We start from the raw sequence: 14,077 nt of genomic DNA, 5'->3' as shown, positions 1-14,077 counted from the left end.
TCAGACCGCCGCCCCTGTGGTGGTGCGCAGGGGGTTGATGCGCGCTTCGCCGAGGCGGGAGCGGAGTTCGGGGTCGGTGACGCCGAGGCCCTCCTCGGGTGCGAGGCAGAGCACGCCGACCTTGCCGGTGTGGCGGTTCTCCTGGACGAGCCGTGCCGCCTCGCCAACCTCGGCGAGCGGGTAGACCTCGGAGAGGATCGGGGAGAGGTGCCCGAGCCGGAAGAGCCGGTTGCACTCGGCCTGCTCCTGGAGGTTCGCCGCGTGGCTTCCGACGACGCGCTTCAGGTTCATCCACAGGTAGCGGTTGTCGAAGTGGTGGTCGTAACCCGTGCTGGAGCCGCAGGTGACGACGGTGCCGCCGGGGCGGACGACGAAGACGGAGATGCCGAAGGTGGCCCGGCCGATGTAGTCGAAGACGATGTGCGGGTCCTCGCCGACCTGGCGCCGGATCTCGCGGCCGAGCGCCTTGCCGAGCTCGATCGTCCGTTCCGGGCTGGGGGCGGCGTCGGCGCCGAGGCCGATCTCCGAGCGGTCGATGACCACGTCGCAGCCGAGCCGGCGCAGGAGTTCGGCCTTGCGCGGGGAGCCGACGACCCCGACCGGGATGCCGCCCGCGTTCTTCACCATCTGGACGGCGAAGGCGCCGAGCCCGCCGGTGGCGCCCCAGATCAGCACGATGTCGCCCTGCTTGACGCGGGCGCCCTTGTCGCTGACGAGCATCCGGTAGGAGGTCGCCGCGGTGAGCATGACCCCGGCGGCCTCCTCCCAGGTCAGATGGCCGGGCTTGGGCAGCAGCTGGCTGGCGCGGACGACGCTGTAGTGGGCGAGGCCGCCGAAGTTGGTCTCGTAGCCCCAGATGCGCTGTTCGGCGCCGAGCATCGCGTCGGCGTGGGTGGCCGGCTCCTCGGAGTCGACCTGGACGCAGCTGACGACCACGTGGTCGCCGACCTTCCAACGCCGGACCCCGGCCCCGACCCGGACCACGACGCCGGCGGCGTCGGAGCCGAGGACGTGGTGCGGCAGGTCGTGCCGGGCCGCGTCGCCGCCCTGGCGGCCGTACCGCTCGAGGAAGTCGAACGTGGGCTTCGGCTCGAACGTGGCGGACCAGACGGTGTTGTAGTTCACCGAACTCGCCATGACCGCGACGACGACCTCGTCCGGCGCGAGCTCGGGCATGGGCACCCGCCCCACCTGCAGCGACTTCCGCACGTCCCGGTCCTCGATGCCGGCGAACATGTCCACGTCCGCCGCACGCAGATGCGCGGCCAGGTACTCCGCGGGTAACGCGTGCCGTTCCAGCTCGTCCGGTCCGGCCCCCGCGAGCAGGGCCTCGGCCAGAGCATCCATGTCTCCCCCTCCTTAGATGAGCTCGACGCGCACGGCGGCAGCGGCGGACGGCATGCGTCCGCGGGTGCCAAGCCGAGATGTGTGATGCGAGAACACGAGGCTCGACGGGCTCGACCTCACCGCACTGTGAGCCACCCGATCGCCCCGATGAGACCGACGGTACGCATCCCAGCGGCGCATCCCCACCCTTAACCGCCCCCTACCCACCACCCACGCTCCCGCCCCCGGGGAAGGGGCCACCCCACCCCGACCACTGGGGTCCCCCACCCCTGCGAACAGGGGTCGAGGACGGCAGCACGACACGACGACGAGAGCGTCGGGCTGGGGAGTCGGGCGGGGGGGAATCGACGAAGGCACGGCCGCGCCGCGAGCGAGGCTCGACGCGAAGAGCGCGTCAGGAATGGGCCGGCCGTGGCCAGGCTCCGAAAAAACGTACGGCACTCCGGCGCGCCGCTCATGTGGCGCACGCCACACCGGTGCTAGCGTGAAGAAAACCAGCCTTCTGGCTGGTCACGACGTTTCTGCTGTGGTGGGGCGGGTGGGACTCGAACCCACGGCCGACGGATTATGAGTCCGCTGCTCTAACCGGCTGAGCTACCGCCCCTTACCGCGTGGCGCGTACAAGTGTGCGCGCCGTCTGCCGCAGCATAGCCGCTCATACGATCTCCTGCTCCGGATGGTCGGCGTCTGCTGCGCACTGCTCTGACCATGAGGACCGCGCAGCGTGATGCATGGTTCCCGGGCACACGAAAAAGGACCCCTAAGGGTCCTTTTTCTCTTGCTCCCCCGGCTGGACTCGAACCAGCAACCCTCCGGTTAACAGCCGAATGCTCTGCCAATTGAGCTACAGGGGATCGCGCTCCCCCGACTGGACTCGAACCAGTAACCTGCCGATTAACAGTCGGCTGCTCTGCCAATTGAGCTACAGGGGATTGCTGCGGTTGCACCGAACGGATCCACCTCGGGTGTTCCCGAGCGGCGCGCGTTCGCTGCGACACATACATTAGCGCAAGCAGGGGGGTGCTCCGCCAATCGGTATGCCGTGGGCGCTCGTGGGCACCAGTGAAGCAACAGGGAAGCTCAAGGGAAGGTGGTGCCGCCGTGCGGTACAAGCTGACGTTCGTCGTGGGACTGGCCCTCGGTTACGTCATCGGGACGCGGGCCGGGCGTGAGCGCTACGAGCAGATGAAGAAGTCGGCCAGGGACTTCTCGCAGAACCCGGCCGTGCGCAACGCCGCCGAGTCCGCGGCGCAGACCGGGCGGCAGTTCGCCGGCAAGGCGTACCACGCCGTGAGCGACAAGGTCGGCGACAAGCTCCCCGCCTCGGTGACCGACCGGATCCACTCGCTGCGTCACCACAACGGTCAGGTGACCGAGGACGAGTGGGGTGTGAGCAACACCTGAGACACCTCAGCAATACCTGATCGGCGACGCCCGATCAGCGGCTTCCGAGGGCGCGGCCCCGCGCGGCGCCCCCGTCCCGTCCGGCCGAAATCGGCACCCCTACCCCGCACGCGCTCCCCTTACTCCTCCGCGTGCGGCAGAATCTCCTTCCATGGGGATAGTCGCCGGCTTGGACAGCTCAGCCGAGTTCACACGCATCGTCGTCTGCGACGCGGACACGGGTGCCGTACTGCGTCAGGGGTACGCCCCGCACCCGGGTGAGCCCAAGGCCACCGATGTCGACCCGCAGGCGTGGTTGCTCTCGCTCGGCGAGGCGGCCGGGGGTGGGCTGCTCGAAGGGGTGCAGGCCATCGGGGTCTCCGCGCAGCAGCACGGGCTCGTGCCGCTCGACGCGCAGGGCGGGCTCGTCCGGCCCGCGCTCGTCGGCAACGACAAGCGCGCGCAGGTGGCCGCGGCCGACCTCGTCGAGGCGTTCGGCGGGCGGCAGGCCTGGGCCGAGGCCGTCGGCTCCGTACCGCAGTCCGGGCAGCCGGTGGCCAAGCTCCGCTGGCTGGCCCGCTCCGAGCCCGAGCACGCCCAGCGCGTCGCGATGCTCCTCCAGCCGCACGACTGGCTCGTCTGGCAGCTCCTCGGCCGCCCCGCGCGCCGCACCACCGACCGCGGCGCCGCCTCCGCCACCGGCTACTGGTCCGCGGGCACGGGCGCGTACAGGCCCGACCTCGTCGAGCTGGCCCTCGGTCACCAGGCCGTCCTCCCCGAGGTGCTCGGCCCCGCCGACGCCGCCGGAACCACCCCCGAGGGCCTGCTGATCTCGGCCGGTACGGGCGAGACGATGGCCGCCGCCCTCGGGCTCGGCCTCGCCCCGGGCGACGCGGTCGTCTCCCTCGGCGCCTCCGGTTCGGTGATGGCCGTGCACCACGAGGCGCTCGCCGACCCGCAGGGCCTGATCACCTCCTTCGCCGACGCGGCCGGGATGTACCTGCCCGTCGTCCACACCTCCAACGCGGTACGGGCGCTGCGCGGCACCGCCGAGATGCTCGGCACGGAGAGCCTGGAGGAGCTGTCCGCACTGGCGCTCAAGTCGACGCCCGGTGCCTCCGGTCTCGTCCTGCTCCCCTATCTGGAGGGCGAGCGCACCCCCCAGCTGCCGCACACCGCCGGCACGCTCAGCGGGCTTCGCCGCGAGTCGATGAAGCCCGAGCACCTCGCCCGGGCCGCGTTCGAGGGCATGCTGTGCGCGCTGACCGACGCCATGGACGTGCTGCGCGGACGCGGCGTGGAGGTGCGCCGGGTGTTCCTGCTCGGCGCGGCGGCCGGGCTGCCCGCCGTGCAGGCGATCGCCCCCGCGATCTTCGGCGCGCAGGTCGTCGTCCCGCAGCCCGCCGACTACGCGGCGCTCGGCGCGGCCCGGCAGGCCGCCTGGGCGCTCGGGGTCGCGCGCGGGACGCTGTCCCCGGCCGCTCCGCCGGCCTGGCAGGGCGCCGCCGCGCAGATCTTCGAGCCTGGTGAGGAGCTGCCCGTCGGGCAGGCCGTTCGGCAGCAGTACGTGGCCACGCGGGAGCAGATCCACCCGGGCGCGTTCGGCTCGTAGCGGAGTCGGTTCAAGACTCGACAAAACGCAGTCGTAACGTCGAGGGGGCGCGGGCGATAGTAGGACCCGTGCTCCTACGACTTCTCCGAACCCACCTTCGACCGTACAAGAAGCCCATCGGCCTGCTGGTCCTGCTGCAGTTCCTGCAGACCTGCGCGTCCCTCTACCTGCCGACCCTCAACGCGGACATCATCGACAACGGTGTCGTCGACGGGGACACCGGCTACATCCTGCGGTTCGGCGCCCTGATGATCGCCGTCTCGGTGATCCAGGTCGTCTGCAACGTCGGCGCCGTCTACTACGGGGCGCGGACCGCGTCCGCGCTCGGCCGGGACGTCCGCGCCGCGGTCTTCGACCGGGTGCAGTCGTTCTCGGCCCGCGAGGTCGGGCAGTTCGGCGCCCCGTCGCTGATCACCCGTACCACCAATGACGTCCAGCAGGTCCAGATGCTGGTCCTGATGGCGTTCACGCTGATGGTCTCGGCGCCGATCATGTGCGTCGGCGGCATCGTCATGGCACTCAGCCTCGACGTGCCGCTGTCGGCGGTGCTGATCGCGGTCGTGCCGGTGCTCGGCATCGCGGTCTCGCTGATCGTGCGGAGGATGCGCCCGCTGTTCCGGACGATGCAGGTGCGGCTCGACACGGTGAACCGGGTGCTGCGGGAGCAGATCACCGGCAACCGGGTGATCCGGGCCTTCGTGAAGGACGACTACGAGCGGGACCGGTTCAAGGTCTCCAACACCGAGCTGACCGACGTCTCGATGTCGACGGGCCGGCTGATGGCGCTGATGTTCCCCACCGTGATGACGGTCGTGAACGTCTCCAGCGTCGCGGTGGTCTGGTTCGGAGCGCACCGCATCGACAGCGGCGGGATGGAGATCGGCGCGCTGACCGCCTTCCTCGCCTATCTGATGCAGATCGTGATGTCCGTGATGATGGCCACCTTCATGTTCATGATGGTGCCGCGCGCCGAGGTGTGTGCCGAGCGCATCGAGGAGGTCCTCTCCACGGAGAGCAGCGTCGTGCCGCCGGCGGAGCCGGTGCGGGAGCTGGGGCGGCGCGGCCATCTGGAGGTCAGGAGCGCGGACTTCCGCTACCCGGGCGCCGAGGAATCGGTCCTGCGGGACGTGGAGCTGGTGGCCAGGCCGGGCGAGACGACGGCGATCATCGGTTCGACCGGCAGCGGCAAGTCGACGCTGCTCGGCCTGGTGCCCCGACTGTTCGACGTGACCGGCGGCGAGGTGCTCGTCGACGGTGTGGACGTACGGAAGCTGGCGCCCGAGCTGATGGCCCGGACGGTGGGGCTCGTGCCGCAGAAGCCGTACCTCTTCTCCGGGACGGTCGCGACGAACCTGCGGTACGGCAAGCCCGACGCGAGCGACGAGGAGCTGTGGCACGCGCTCGAGGTGGCGCAGGCGGCGGACTTCGTGAAGAAGCTGGAGAACGGGCTGAACGCGCCGATCGCGCAGGGCGGCACCAATGTGTCCGGTGGTCAGCGGCAGCGGCTCGCGATCGCCCGGACGCTGGTGCAGCGGCCGGAGATCTATCTCTTCGACGACTCGTTCTCGGCGCTCGACTACCAGACCGACGCGCAGCTGCGGGAGGCGCTGAAGGCGGAGACGTCGGACTCGACCGTCGTGATCGTCGCCCAGCGGGTGTCGACCATCCGGGACGCCGACCGCATCGTGGTCCTCGACGAGGGCCGGGTCGTGGGGACCGGACGCCATCACGAGCTGATGGCGGGCAATGAGACGTACCGGGAGATCGTGCTCTCCCAGCTGACCGAGGCGGAGGCAGCCTGATGGCCGGTCCTGGCGGACGGATGATGGCCGGTGGCGGCCCCGACGAGCGGTCCATGGACTTCAAGGGCTCGGGCAAGCGGCTGTTGCGGCAGCTGGCGCCCGAGCGGGGCCCGCTCTGGCTGATGCTGGTCGCCTGCGTGCTGGGCGTGGCGGGCTCGGTGCTCGGCCCGTTGATCCTCGGCAAGGCGACCGACCTGATCTTCGCGGGTGTGGTCGGCCGGCCGATGACCGAGGGCACGACGAAGGCGCAGGCGATCGAGGGCCTGCGGGCCAAGGGCGACGACGGGATGGCGGACATGCTGTCCGGGGTGGACTTCACCCCCGGGCAGGGCATCGACTTCACGGCCGTCGGCAAGGTGCTGCTGCTTGTCCTGGTGATCTATGTGGCGGCCGGGCTCCTCATGCTGGTGGCGACCCGGATGTCGATCAGGGTGATCAACCGGGCCGTCTACCGGATGCGCGAGGAGGTGCAGGCGAAGCTGGCGCGGCTGCCGCTGTCGTACTTCGACCGGGCCAAGCGCGGTGAGGTGCTGAGCCGGGCCACGAACGACCTCGACAACATCGCGCAGACGCTCCAGCAGTCGATGGGCCAGCTGCTGAACTCGCTGCTCACGATCGTCGGCGTGCTGGGGATGATGTTCTGGATCTCGCCGCTCCTCGCGCTGGTCGCGCTGGTGACCGTGCCGGTGTCGGTGGTCGTGGCGACGAGGATCGGCAAGCGCTCGCAGCCGCACTTCGTGCAGCAGTGGAAGTCCACGGGCACCCTCAACGCCCATGTGGAGGAGATGTACAGCGGCCACGCCCTGGTGAAGGTCTTCGGACGCCAGGACGAGTCGGCCGCCGACTTCCGCGAGCAGAACGAGGCGCTGTACGAGGCCGGGTTCAAGGCCCAGTTCAACAGCGGTGTGATGCAGCCGGTGATGGTCTTCCTCTCGAACATCAACTACGTGCTCGTCGCCGTCGTCGGCGGGCTGCGGGTGGCGAGCGGCACGCTGTCGATCGGTGACGTGCAGGCGTTCATCCAGTACTCCCGCCAGTTCTCGATGCCGCTGACGCAGGTCGCGTCGATGGCGAACCTGGTGCAGTCGGGTGTCGCGTCCGCCGAGCGGATCTTCGAGCTGCTCGACGCCGACGAGCAGACCCCGGACGCGCCGCGGAGCGAGCGTCGTCCCTCGGAGTCGCTGGGCAAGGTGGCCCTCGAGGAGGTGGCGTTCCGCTACGAGCCGGACAAGCCGCTCATCGAGGACCTCTCCCTGACGGTGGAGCCGGGCCAGACGGTCGCCATCGTCGGCCCGACGGGCGCCGGCAAGACCACGCTGGTGAACCTGCTCATGCGGTTCTACGACGTGACCGACGGCCGGATCACCCTCGACGGGGTGGACATCTCGGCGATGTCGCGCGACGAGCTGCGGTCCGGGATCGGCATGGTCCTCCAGGACACCTGGCTCTTCGGCGGGACGATCGCCGAGAACATCGCGTACGGGGCGAGTGGGGAGGTCTCGCGGAAGCGGATCGAGGAGGCGGCGCGGGCGGCCCACGCCGACCGCTTCATCCGCACCCTCCCCGACGGCTACGACACCGTCATCGACGACGAGGGCGGGAACGTCAGCGCCGGCGAGAAGCAGCTGATCACCATCGCGCGGGCGTTCCTGTCCGACCCGGTGATCCTGGTCCTGGACGAGGCGACCAGCTCGGTCGACACCCGTACCGAGGTGCTCATCCAGAAGGCGATGGCCCGCCTCGCCCACGGGCGCACCTCGTTCGTGATCGCGCACCGGCTCTCCACCATCAGGGACGCGGACGTGATCCTGGTGATGGAGAACGGCTCGATCGTCGAACAGGGCACGCACGACGAGCTGTTGGCGTCGGGCGGGGCCTACGCCCGGCTGTACGCTGCCCAGTTCGCCCGGGCGGTCGCGGAGGTCGACTAGCCGTACCGGCCGGACCAGGCGAACTAGTCCAGATATCCGCGCAGTTGGTCCGCGAAGGCGTGGTCCCGCAGCTTGTTGAGGGTCTTCGACTCGATCTGGCGGATGCGTTCACGCGTCACGCCGAAGAGCCGGCCGATCTCCTCCAGGGTGCGGGGCCTGCCGTCGTCGAGGCCGTAGCGGAGCTGGACCACCTTGCGTTCGCGCTCGCCGAGGGTGGAGAGGACGGCCTCCAGGTGCTCGCGCAGCAGCAGGAACGCGGCCGACTCCACGGGGCTGGCCGCGTCGCCGTCCTCGATGAGGTCGCCGAGCGCGACGTCGTCCTCCTCGCCGACGGGGGCGTGCAGGGAGACCGGTTCCTGGGCGAGGCGCAGCACTTCGCCGACCCGCTCGGGGGCCAGGTCGAGCTGGGCGGCGACCTCTTCCGCGGTGGGTTCGTAGCCGCGCTCCTGGAGCATCCGGCGCTGGACGCGGATGACCCGGTTGATGAGTTCGACGACATGGACGGGGACGCGGATGGTCCGGGCCTGGTCGGCGAGGGCCCGTGACATCGCCTGCCGGATCCACCAGGTCGCGTACGTCGAGAACTTGTAGCCGCGCGCGTAGTCGAACTTCTCGACGGCCCGGATCAGGCCCAGGTTCCCCTCCTGGACCAGGTCGAGCATGGTCAGGCCGCGTCCGACGTACCGCTTGGCGACGGAGACGACGAGCCGCAGGTTGGCCTCGATGAGCCGGCGCTTGGCCATCCGGCCGAGGACGACGAGCCGGTCCAGGTCGTGGGCGAGCTGCGAGTCCAGGTCGGGGGTGCTCGCGAGCTTCGCCTCGGCGAAGAGCCCGGCCTCGACGCGGCGGGCGAGGTCGACCTCCTCGGCGGCGGTGAGCAGCCGGATCCGGCCTATCTCGCGCAGGTACTGGCGGAAGAGATCGGACGAGGGCCCGTTCCCGCCGAGATCGGCCACGCGGCGCGGGACCGGCTCCGGGTCGGGCGTGTCGTCCACGAACTCCGTGGGCTCGGGCGGATCCGCTCCCTCGGCCGGCTCCGCGGAGGCCGGCGCCTCCGGATGGTGGGCGGCCGGGCGCTGCCCGGGCACGACGTCGGACAGGGTCTGGGTCTGCACGGGGGCGACCTCCAGGGTGATCGCTGCCGGTGCTCCGGGGGCTCAGGCACCGCTTCCCAGTGTGGGGTACGACACATCGCCGCCACGAGGGGCGTGCGGTGACTTTTTGAGTTCGCGAGGTGACCGAACGTCAGACCTCGCCCAGAGAGGCCCTAGAGAGCTGTCGCGCCGTTGGTGCGCAGGGACTGGCTGTACTGGGTGAGGACCCACAACTCGTTCTGTACGGCGGCCACTTGGGCCGGGTCGCCGTTCTGGCCGAGGCGGGCCAGGGTGCCCTGGATGTCGCGGACGCGGCGTTCGACCGCGCGCAGCCGGACGGAGACGAGCTGGGCGCCCGCGTAGACCTCGTCGACGACCTTGGCGAAGAGCGTCTCGACGGCGAGCTCCGTGACGAGCGCGCGGACGGTGTCGTCGGGGGCGGCCTCGCGGACGGCGGACAGATAGTCGTCGGGCGCTCCGGTGGCGCCGCCCGCCTCCTGGACGCACTGGCGGACGGCCGCGTAGGGCGGGGCGGTGAACTCGTCGGCGCCGTACGCGTCGAAGGCCGGGGAGACCAGCTCGGGCCGCTGGAGGGCGAGCTTGAGCAGCTCGCGCTCGGTGCGGTGCGCGGGGCTGCGCAGGTTGAGCGCGGGGCCGGCCTGCGCGGCGGGCGCCTGGGTGTTCTGGTACGGACGCTGCGGGGCCGCCTGCGCCGGGCCGCCCCGGCCGCCGCGGTCGCGCTGCCAGCGGGCGATCTGGGCGACGCGCTTGACCACGAACGGGGTGTCGAGGATGCCGAGCATGCCGGCGAGCTGGACGGCGACCTCGTGCTGGGAGGCGACGTTCTTGATCCGGGCGACGATCGGGGCGGCCTCGTCGAGGGCGGCGGCCCGGCCGGCCGGAGTCTCCAGGTCGTACCGCTTCACGATCTGGCGGAGCGCGAACTCGAACAGCGGGGTGCGCGGCTCGACCAGCTCGGCGACGGCCTGGTCGCCCTTGGCGAGGCGCAGGTCGCAGGGGTCCATGCCGTCGGGGGCGATGGCGATGTAGGTCTCGGCGGCGAACTTCTGGTCGTCCTCGAAGGCGCGCAGGGCGGCCTTCTGGCCGGCCGCGTCGCCGTCGAAGGTGAAGATCACCCGGGCCGAGCCGTTGTCCATCAGAAGCCGGCGGAGGATCTTGATGTGGTCGCCGCCGAAGGCGGTGCCGCAGGTGGCGATGGCGGTGGTGACGCCCGCGAGGTGGCAGGCCATGACGTCGGTGTAGCCCTCGACGACGACGGCCCGGCTGACCTTGGCGATGTCCTTCTTCGCCAGGTCGATGCCGTAGAGCACCTGGGACTTCTTGTAGATCGGCGTCTCGGGCGTGTTCAGGTACTTGGGCCCGTTGTCGTCGTCGCGGAGCTTGCGCGCGCCGAAGCCGACGACGTCGCCGCCCACGTCCCTGATCGGCCACATCAGCCGGCCGCGGAAGCGGTCGATGGGGCCGCGGCGGCCGTCCTGGGAGATCCCGGAGAGGATCAGCTCCTTGTCGGAGAAGCCCTTGCCGCGCAGGAAGCGGGTGAGGTGGTCCCAGCCGGCCGGGGAGTAGCCGACGCCGAAGTGCGCGGCCGCGGCCTGGTCGAAGCCGCGCTCGGCGAGGAACTTCCGGCCGATCTCGGCCTCGGGGGAGTCGAGTTGGTCGGCGTAGAACCGGGCGGCGACCTGGTGCGCCTCGACCAGGCGGATGCGCTCGCCGCGCTGGTGGCCGGGGTTGTAGCCGCCCTCTTCGTACCGCAGGGTGATGCCGGCCTTCGCCGCGAGGCGCTCGACCGTCTCCGAGAAGGAGAGGTGGTCGATCTTCATGACGAAGGCGATCGTGTCGCCGCCCTCCTGGCAGCCGAAGCAGTGGAACAGGCCCTTGCTCGGGCTGACCTGGAAGGAGGGGGACTTCTCGTCGTGGAAGGGGCACAGGCCCTTGAGGTTGCCGCCGCCGGCGTTGCGGAGCTGGAGGTACTCGGACACGACGGCGTCGATCGGGACCGCGTCCCGTACCGCCTTCACGTCGTCATCGTTGATCCTGCCGGCCACGCGTGAATTCTACGGGTGCGGACAGCCGTCCGGCCCCTACGCCAGCAGGCTCTCCAGGGGGACGGACGGGTCCGCGAGGGCGTCGGGGTCCACCGGGGACTGGGCCCGGATGAGCCCCTGGACGGTATCTGTGACGTCCCACACATTCACGTTCATCCCCGCGAGGACCTTGCGGTCCTTGAGCCAGAAGGCGATGAACTGCCGCTTGCCGGCGTCGCCGCGGATCACGACCTGGTCGTAGGAGCCGGGCGGGGCCCAGCCGGAGTACTCCATGCCGAGGTCGTACTGGTCGGAGAAGAAGTACGGCACCCGGTCGTACGAGACGTGCTGGCCGAGCATGGCGCGGGCGGCGGCCGGGCCGCCGTTGAGGGCGTTGGCCCAGTGCTCGACGCGCAGCCGGGTGTCCAGGAGCGGGTGGTGCGCGGCGGCGACGTCGCCGGCCGCGAAGATGTCGGGGTCGGAGGTGCGCAGCGAGGCGTCGACGGCGATGCCGCCGCCGTGGGCGCGGTCGACGAGGGCGAGTCCGGCGGCCTCGGCGAGGGCGGTGCGCGGGGCGGCGCCGATCGCGGCGAGGACGGCGTGCGCGGGGTGCTCCTCGCCGTCGTCGGTGCGGACGGCGAGGACCATGCCGTCCTGGCCGACGATCTCGGCGAGCCGGGCGCCGAAGACGAAGCGGACGCCGTGCTCGGTGTGGAGGTCGGCGAAGAGCTGGCCGAGCTCGGGGCCGAGGACCTGGTGGAGCGGGGTCGGCTCGGACTCGACGACGGTGACCTCGGCGCCGTAGCCGCGGGCCGCGGCGGCGACCTCGAGGCCGATCCAGCCGCCGCCCGCGATCACCAGGTGGCCGTTGTCGCGGCCGAGGGCGGCCAGGACGTGGCGCAGCCGGTCGGCGTGGGCGAGCCGGCGCAGGTGGTGGACGCCGGCGAGGCCGGTGCCGGGGACGTCGAGGCGGCGCGGCTCGGAGCCGGTGGCGAGCAGCAGCCGGTCGTAGCGGATGGTGGTGCCGTCGCCGAGGCGTACGGTCCGGGCCTCGCGGTCGACGGTGGTGACGGGCTGCCCGAGGTGGAGCTCGACCTCGGCGCGGGCGTACCAGGCGGCCTCGTGGACGAAGACGCTGTCGCGCTCTTCCTTGCCGGTGAGGTAGCCCTTGGAGAGCGGTGGGCGTTCGTAGGGGTGGTCGCGCTCGTCGCCGATGAGGATCACCCGGCCGGTGAACCCCTCGGACCGGAGCGTTTCCGCCGCCTTGGCCCCGGCCAGTCCCCCGCCGACGATGACGAAGGTCTGATCTGCGTCGACCACTTGATGCCTCCTCGTTGCGACCGCTTCTACGCTACGCCTCCGGCCGTTCGGCCGGCCGTTCCGCCTCGGGCCCCGCTCCGAGCGTCCCGCACGGAGCGTGATGACGAAAGAGGGCGGGTCCTCAGCGGGTCCTCAGCGGCGCAGGCGACCGTGGAGGGTGCGGGCGGAGGCGTCGGTGAGGGAGGCGATCTGGTCGATGATCACCCGCTTGCGCGCCCTGTCGTCCTCCGCCGTGTCGAAGAGGGCGCGGAACTGCGGGTCGAGCCCCTCGGGGGCGCGGGAGGTGAGCGCGTCGGCGAGTTCGGCGAGGACGATTCGCTGGTCCGCGCGGAGGGCCTCCTGCTCGGCGCGCTGCATGACGTACCGGTCGGCGACGGCCTTGAGGACGGCGCATTCGTTGCGGGTCTCGCGCGGGACGACGAGTTCGGCGGTGTACCGGGTGAGGCGGCCTGACCCTCCCCCAGTGCCTGAACGGCCTGGGCGGTACCCCCATGCCTGCCGGGTCGCGCCCTCGGCGGAGAGGGCGAAGCGGCCGATCAGCTCGCTGGTGGCGTCCTTGAGGCGGGCCTGGGCGACGGCCGATCCGTCGTAGCCGTGCGGCCACCAGTCCTGGTCGACGAGCCGGTCGAGGGCGTCGGCGAGTTCCTGCGGGTCGGTGTCGTGCGGGACGTACCGGCCGATGGCGACGCGCCAGATGTCGGCGCGCTCGGGCTCGGAGAAGAGCATGTTCGGGTCGATGTGGCCGGCGTGCAGTCCGTCCTCGAAGTCGTGGACGGAGTACGCCACGTCGTCGGCCCAGTCCATGACCTGGGCCTCGAAGCACTTGCGGTGGGCGGGGGCGCCCTGCCGGGCCCACTCGAAGACGGGGAGGTCGTCCTCGTACACGCCGAACTTGGACGAGTCGGGGTCCTTGGGGTGACCGCCGCGCGGCCAGGGGTACTTGGTGGCGGCGTCGAGCGTGGCGCGGGTGAGGTTGAGGCCGACGCTGACGGGCCGGCCGGTGGCGGGGTCGGCGATGAACCGCTTGGGCTCGATACGGGTGAGCAGCCGCAGCGACTGGGCGTTGCCCTCGAAGCCGCCGCAGTCCTTGGCGAACTCGTTGAGCGCGACCTCGCCGTTGTGCCCGAAGGGCGGGTGGCCCATGTCGTGGGCGAGGCAGGCGGCCTCGACGAGGTCGGGGTCGCAGCCGAGCGCGGCGCCGAGCTCACGCCCGACCTGGGCGCACTCCAGGGAGTGGGTGAGGCGCGTACGGGGGCTGGCGTCCCAGGCGTGACTCCGGGAGCCGGGGGTGACGACCTGGGTCTTGCCCGCGAGCCTGCGCAGGGCGCTGGAGTGCAGCACACGCGCGCGGTCCCGCTGGAAGGCGGTCCGCCCGGGCCGCTTGTCTGGCTCGGCGGCCCAGCGCTCGGTGGCGCTGTCGTCGTAGCCGGGGGTGCCTGTGATGCCGGGGGTGTCCGCGAAGCCTTCCATGCACCGAAGGTAACCGGCGGGACGGACAGCGGGGGCGGTAGGAGGGCGGTCTTACCGGGGATTTTCGGCCGCA

8 protein-coding genes, 3 tRNA genes and 1 pseudogene are annotated in these 14,077 nt (G+C 71.3%); 4 read left to right on the top strand and 8 right to left on the bottom strand.

The genetic code is table 11. The features are described from left to right. The 4 genes from ccrA to ACFWRO_RS07015 form a co-directional block, all read right to left on the bottom strand. Positions 1–1,347 (bottom strand): crotonyl-CoA carboxylase/reductase, encoded by a 1,347-nt coding sequence (gene ccrA / locus ACFWRO_RS07030; RefSeq protein ID WP_384505375.1) that lies wholly within the window; start codon positions 1,345–1,347, stop codon positions 1–3. A gap of 527 nt (positions 1,348–1,874) precedes the next feature. After that, positions 1,875–1,951, bottom strand: a tRNA-Ile gene (locus ACFWRO_RS07025). A 177-nt stretch (positions 1,952–2,128) separates the two neighbouring features. Next, positions 2,129–2,201, bottom strand: a tRNA-Asn gene (locus ACFWRO_RS07020). Positions 2,202–2,206: 5 nt separating this feature from the next. Continuing rightward, positions 2,207–2,279: transfer RNA gene (locus tag ACFWRO_RS07015), tRNA-Asn, on the bottom strand. A 169-nt stretch (positions 2,280–2,448) separates the two neighbouring features. Between ACFWRO_RS07015 and ACFWRO_RS07010 the strand changes: the two genes are divergently transcribed. From ACFWRO_RS07010 to ACFWRO_RS06995, 4 genes are all read left to right on the top strand, one after another. Further along, complete coding sequence (locus tag ACFWRO_RS07010; protein ID WP_384505373.1) at positions 2,449–2,751, top strand: YtxH domain-containing protein; 303 nt, start codon at positions 2,449–2,451, stop codon at positions 2,749–2,751. A 151-nt stretch (positions 2,752–2,902) separates the two neighbouring features. After that, positions 2,903–4,342, top strand: coding sequence for an FGGY family carbohydrate kinase (locus ACFWRO_RS07005; RefSeq protein ID WP_384505369.1), 1,440 nt, complete (start codon positions 2,903–2,905; stop codon positions 4,340–4,342). Between the two features lie 68 nt (positions 4,343–4,410). Beyond that, a complete protein-coding gene (locus tag ACFWRO_RS07000; RefSeq protein ID WP_384505367.1) occupies positions 4,411–6,144 on the top strand; it encodes an ABC transporter ATP-binding protein in 1,734 nt (577 codons plus the stop codon). Next, positions 6,144–8,075 (top strand): ABC transporter ATP-binding protein, encoded by a 1,932-nt coding sequence (locus tag ACFWRO_RS06995; RefSeq protein ID WP_384505364.1) that lies wholly within the window; start codon positions 6,144–6,146, stop codon positions 8,073–8,075. Before ACFWRO_RS07000 ends, ACFWRO_RS06995 begins: the two co-directional genes overlap by 1 nt. A gap of 23 nt (positions 8,076–8,098) precedes the next feature. Here ACFWRO_RS06995 and ACFWRO_RS06990 read toward each other — a convergent pair. The 4 genes and pseudogenes from ACFWRO_RS06990 to ACFWRO_RS06975 form a co-directional block, all read right to left on the bottom strand. Further along, positions 8,099–9,229: pseudogene (locus tag ACFWRO_RS06990) on the bottom strand (RNA polymerase sigma factor); the annotation flags it as partial. Positions 9,230–9,342: 113 nt separating this feature from the next. Continuing rightward, positions 9,343–11,235 carry a DNA primase gene (gene dnaG, locus ACFWRO_RS06985; RefSeq protein WP_384505361.1) on the bottom strand — a complete coding sequence of 631 codons (1,893 nt, stop codon included), beginning with the start codon at positions 11,233–11,235 and terminating at the stop codon, positions 9,343–9,345. A gap of 36 nt (positions 11,236–11,271) precedes the next feature. Continuing rightward, on the bottom strand, positions 11,272–12,534 hold the full coding sequence (locus ACFWRO_RS06980) for an NAD(P)/FAD-dependent oxidoreductase (protein ID WP_384505358.1): 1,263 nt from the start codon (positions 12,532–12,534) through the stop codon (positions 11,272–11,274). Between the two features lie 132 nt (positions 12,535–12,666). Further along, positions 12,667–14,004 carry a deoxyguanosinetriphosphate triphosphohydrolase gene (locus tag ACFWRO_RS06975; RefSeq protein ID WP_384505356.1) on the bottom strand — a complete coding sequence of 446 codons (1,338 nt, stop codon included), beginning with the start codon at positions 14,002–14,004 and terminating at the stop codon, positions 12,667–12,669. Positions 14,005–14,077: the final 73 nt, after the last annotated feature.

Origin of the sequence: Streptomyces sp. NPDC058579 (genome assembly GCF_042718575.1) — a bacterium.
In the GTDB taxonomy this organism is placed as follows: Bacteria; Actinomycetota; Actinomycetes; order Streptomycetales; family Streptomycetaceae; genus Streptomyces.
Note: the sequence above shows the minus strand (reverse complement) of the source record. Positions and strands in the feature narration are given on the sequence as shown.